The organism is Streptomyces sp. SID3343, assembly GCF_009865215.1.
GTDB lineage: Bacteria > Actinomycetota > Actinomycetes > Streptomycetales > Streptomycetaceae > Embleya.
In genome coordinates this window covers 1-5,418 of the sequence record NZ_WWJX01001044.1, presented here as the reverse complement: position 1 = coordinate 5,418, position 5,418 = coordinate 1, and the positions used below count along the sequence as shown (strand labels likewise).

Genomic DNA, 5,418 nt, shown 5'->3' with positions numbered 1-5,418 from the left:
CTCGGCGGCCAGGCCCGGGTGCGCGGGGTGTCCGGCATCTGGAAGGATCTCACCGACAACGTCAACGTCATGGCCAACAACCTGACGTCGCAGGTGCGCAACATCGCCCAGGTGGCCACCGCGGTCGCCGACGGCGACCTGTCGCAGAAGAGCACCGTCGAGGCCAAGGGCGAGATGGCCGGACTCGCGGGCACGATCAACACGATGGTGGACACGCTCCGCGCGTTCGCCGACGAGGTCACCCGCGTTGCGCGCGAGGTGGGCACCGAGGGCATCCTCGGCGGCCAGGCGCACGTGCCCGGTGTCTCCGGCACCTGGAAACACCTGACCGACAACGTCAACTCGATGGCCGACAACCTCACCGGCCAGGTGCGCAACATCGCCAAGGTCACCACCGCGATCGCGGGCGGCGACCTGTCGCAGAAGATCGACGTGGACGCGCGCGGCGAGATGCTGGAACTCAAGACCACGATCAACACGATGGTCGACCAGCTCAGCGCGTTCGCCGGTGAGGTCACCCGAGTGGCCCGCGAGGTCGGCACCGAGGGCATGCTCGGCGGCCAGGCCGAGGTCGAGGGCATCTCCGGGACCTGGAAGCAACTCACCGAGAACGTCAACGAACTCGCCGGCAATCTCACCCGCCAGGTCCGCGCGATCGCCGAGGTCGCCACCGCCGTGACCCGGGGCGACCTGTCCCTGCAGATCGCGGTGGACGCGTCCGGAGAGCTCGACGAGCTCAAGGACAACATCAACCAGATGATCTACAACCTGCGCGAGACCACGCGGGCCAACCGCGAGCAGGACTGGCTCAAGACCAACCTGGCCCGCATCTCCGGTCTCATGCAGGGCCGCCGCGACCTGATGGCCGTCGCCGCGTTGATCATGAGCGAGCTGACTCCCGTCGTCGACGCCCAGCACGGCGCGTTCTTCCTCGCCGAGCTGACCCAGGAGGACGTGGTCGAACTGCGGCTGATCGCGTCCTACGGCTACCAGGACGGCGGCGGCGTGCCGACCCGTTTCCGGCTCGGCCAGTCCCTGGTCGGCCAGGCCGCCCTGGAGAAGCGCTCGATCCTGATCCTGGACGCGCCGCCCGGCTACATCAAGATCGCCTCGGGCCTGGGCGAGGCCGCCCCGGCCAACGTGATCGTGCTGCCGGTGCTGTTCGAGGACCAGCTCCTCGGCGTCCTCGAACTGGCCTCGTTCCGGCCGTTCACCAAGGTCCACCGCAACTTCCTGGAGCAGCTCAACGAGCAGATCGGCGTCACGGTCAACACGATCATGGCGAACTCGCGCACCGAGATGCTGCTCGCCGAGTCGCAGCGGCTGACCGAGGAACTCCAGGAACGCTCCGAGGAGTTGCAGCGCCAACAGGGCGAACTGCGGCACTCCAACGCCGAGCTGGAGGACAAGGCGGCGCTGCTCGCCCGACAGAACCGCGACATCGAGATCAAGAACCGCGAGATCGAACAGGCCCGTCAGGCGCTGGAGGAACGCGCCGAACAGCTCGCGCTCTCGTCCAAGTACAAGTCCGAGTTCCTCGCGAACATGTCGCACGAGCTGCGCACGCCGCTCAACAGCCTGCTCATCCTGGCCAAGCTGCTCGCCGACAACGTCGAGGGCAACCTGACCCGCAAGCAGGTCGAGTTCGCCGAGACCATCCACGGCGCCGGATCCGACCTGCTCCAGCTGATCAACGACATTCTGGACCTGTCCAAGGTGCAGGCCGGGAAGATGGACGTGCGCCCCGCGCGAATCGCGCTCGCGCAGCTCATGGACTACGTCGAGGCCACCATCCGCCCGCTCACCGCGGAGAAGAGCCTCGACTTCACCGTGCACGTCTCGCCGTCGGTGCCCGGCATCTTGTTCACCGACGAACAGCGCCTGCAACAGGTGCTGCGCAACCTGCTCTCCAACGCGGTCAAGTTCACCGATTCGGGCTCGGTCGAGGTGCTCATCACGCTCACCGACGACATCCCGCTGACCAACACCGAACTCGACAACGCCGAGCACGCGGTGGCGTTCTCGGTGATCGACACCGGCATCGGCATCGCGCCGGACAAGCTCAAGGTGATCTTCGAGGCGTTCCAGCAGGCCGACGGCACCACGAGCCGCCGCTACGGCGGTACCGGCCTGGGCCTGTCGATCAGCCGCGAGATCGCCTGGCTGCTCGGCGGCGAGATCCACGCCGAGAGCCGGCCGGGCAGCGGCAGCACGTTCACGCTCTACCTCCCGCTCGACAGTGTGCTGATCCCGGGCGACGAGATCGCCCCGGACCGCAACCCCGAACTGCCCCCCGTCCGCTACCCCTTGGCGCTGCCGCCCGCGGCCCCCAGCACGCCGCTGATCAGCGACGCGCCCGTACAACTCGGCGACGGCGAGCCCGAACCCGACGCGAACGAGTTCGTGCCGCGGCGCGTCCTGGTCGTCGAGTCGCCGCACGCCGACGGCGCCCCGCTGGCCACCGCGCTCGCGGGCGTCGACGGCGCCCTGGACCTGACCTCGGCCGCCGACGAGGGCGAGGCGGTGCGCCTGCTCGCCGCGTCGCCGCCCGCGTGCCTGGTGATCGACCTGCGCCTGCCCGACGAGGGCGCGTGGCAGGTCCTGGACGCGGTCGCGTCCCGTACCGAGTTGCAGAACCTGCCGGTGGTCGTGCACGTCCCGCAGCGTCCGACCCGCTCGGAGTCCGGCCGGCTGCGCGGCTACCGCCGGCGGATCGTGCTGCTCCAGCGGGTCTCCACCCCCGACGCGCTGGCCCGGGTCGTACTCGGCGCCGCGCACCCCGCGCACGCCGACGCGGTGGTGCCCGCCAAGCCCGTCGTCGAGCCCTTCGACGGCACCTTCGACGGCGAGCGGGTGCTGATCGTCGACGACGACGTGCGCAACGTGTTCGCGCTGACCAGTGTTCTGGAGCAGTACGGTCTCAGCGTCCTGTACGCCGAGAACGGCCGCGAGGGCATCGAGGTGCTGCAAGGCAACGACGACATCGCCATCGTGCTGATGGACGTGATGATGCCCGAGATGGACGGTTACGCCACGACCTCGGCGATTCGTCGGATGCCGCAGTACGCGGGCCTGCCGATCATCGCGCTCACCGCGAAGGCGATGAAGGGCGACCAGGAGAAGAGCATCGACTCGGGGGCGTCCGACTACGTCGCCAAGCCGGTCGACACACGACACTTGTTGGGACTCATCCGGACATGGCTCGACCACTGATCCCCATTTCTCGTGGCGAGCGCCACATCCGGAACCAGGGCACGTCGGACGGCGTTGACGTTTTGGAGGGGTCGATGTCGGCTTGTCGCCACGGTAGGTCCGAGCGCGGTGACACCTTGCGGTCGTCTGTTTCGGAATACCTGCCGAGTCGATGGTCGGGCCACTACCATGACCGGGACGGGGACGACCCTGGATGCGCAATCGACCGGCGCGACGTGCGACGGAGCTGTGACGTCAACCAAAAACATGCACAAGGACGAGTGGAGCCGACCGACACACGGGGTCACCCACCGTGTCGGATCGAAGAGGGTGGGCCATGACGGAGAAGGCCAAGATCCTCCTGGTCGATGACCGTCAGGAGAATCTGCTCGCCCTGGAGGCGATCCTGTCCGCGCTCGACCAGACCCTGGTTCGGGCGCACTCGGGCGAGGAAGCTCTCAAGGCGCTGCTGACGGACGAGTTCGCGGTGATCCTGCTCGACGTGCAGATGCCGGGCATGGACGGGTTCGAGACCGCCGCGCACATCAAGCGGCGGGAGAAGACCCGAGACATCCCGATCATCTTCCTGACCGCGATCAACCACGGACCGCACCACACCTTCCGCGGCTACGCGGCGGGCGCGGTCGACTACATCTCCAAGCCGTTCGACCCGTGGGTGCTGCGCGCCAAGGTCTCGGTGTTCGTGGACCTGTACAAAAAGAACTGCCAACTGCGCGAGCAGGCCGCGTTGCTGCGCGGTCGACTCGAAGGCGTCGGCAGCGGCGAACGGGCCGGCACCGACGTGATAGCCGAGTTGTCCGCGCGTCTGGCCGCGGTCGAGGAGCAGGCCGACGGCATGGCCAAGCAGGTCGAGTCGGCCGACGATCCGATCCTGACCGCGTCCGCGAGCCAGCTCCGCCGCCGGGTGGCCAGGATGCGGGCCGCGCTCGACGCGCTCGCGCCGGCGACTGCCGGACACGGCGGGCCGCCCCTGGTGCAGGCGCCGGACACGGTCGACCCACAGCCGTAGGTTCGACCGGTCGAACGGTGTCGACCCGTTCGACCGGTCGAACGAATCCACTACGACCGTCCGGTCGGCCGTGCGGACGGCTTCGACCCGCCGCGCCCGACCCGGAGCGCGTCCCGAAGCCCGCCCGTGGCCGACACGACAGGCCCACGGGGTGTTACTCGTGAGGTGGGCGGGGTCGCGCCGGTAACCTCGGCGCATGGCCACACGTGCGTCCGGCGGCGGAGCGCAACCGCGCACGGCCGCGAAGAAGAAGGTTCCCGCCAAGAAGGCGGCTCCACCGCCCCCGCCGCCGCCGAAACTGTTCGGCGGGTTTCCCGCGTTGCTCGGACGCGGGCTCAAACGACTGTGGCTGGGCCTGGCGACCGCGTTCGGCTCGGCCGCGCGCGGGATCGGTTCGGGGGCTCGCGGGCTCGATCCGGCACACCGCCGCGACGGGCTGGGCCTGGCCCTGATCGGCCTGGCCATAGTGATCGCCGCCGGCGCGTGGGGGACCATCGACGGCGCGGTCGGCGAGGTGGTCAACGCCGTGGTGGCCGGTCTGGTCGGGCGGTTGGACATGCTCGTGCCGTTCCTGGTCGGCGCGCTCGGCGTGCGGGTCATGCGCCATCCGGACCAGCGCGACGCCACCGGCCGGATCATGATCGGCTGGACCGCGCTCGTGGCGGCCGTGCTCGGCCTGATCCACGTCGGCTACGGCACCCCGCAACCCGACGACGGCGCGACCGCGATGCGCGACGCCGGAGGATTCGTCGGGTGGGCCTTCGCGACCCCGCCGGTCCACCTGGTCACCACGTGGGTGGCGGTGCCGCTGCTGGTGCTGTTGATCGTGTTCGGCCTGCTCGTGGTCACCGCGACGCCGATCAACGCGGTGCCCGAGCGGCTCGGGGTCTTCCTCGGCTTCGTCGAGGGACCCGAGCCGCTGCCCTACGACGACGAGGGCGACGACGACGGCCGCCCGGTCGCGTTCGCCGGCTTCGAGGACGACGAGGAACCCGCCCCCAAGCCGGTCCGCAAACCCCGCCCGCGTCGCCGTCCCGGCAGCGCCTCGACAGGGCACCCCGACGCGATCGACGTGGCCGCGGCCGCCGCCGCGGCCCTGGACGCGAACGACCTCGGCGCCGTCGTACCCCCCGCGCGCTCGCGCAAGGCCGCCGCGGCCCGCGTGGTGACCGACCTGCGGGCGCAGAGCCCCGCCC

2 protein-coding genes and 1 pseudogene are annotated in these 5,418 nt (G+C 69.9%); all 3 read left to right on the top strand.

Going from position 1 to position 5,418, the window contains the following annotated elements:
* A partial coding sequence (locus GT354_RS32755; RefSeq protein ID WP_161360005.1) for an ATP-binding protein occupies positions 1–3,213 on the top strand: 3,213 nt, incomplete at its 5' end.
* 316 nt (positions 3,214–3,529) lie between these two features.
* Positions 3,530–4,222: a response regulator gene (locus tag GT354_RS32750; RefSeq protein WP_161360004.1), complete on the top strand. Its 693-nt coding sequence runs from the start codon at positions 3,530–3,532 to the stop codon at positions 4,220–4,222.
* 196 nt (positions 4,223–4,418) lie between these two features.
* Positions 4,419–5,418, top strand: a pseudogene (locus GT354_RS32745) (DNA translocase FtsK); the annotation flags it as partial.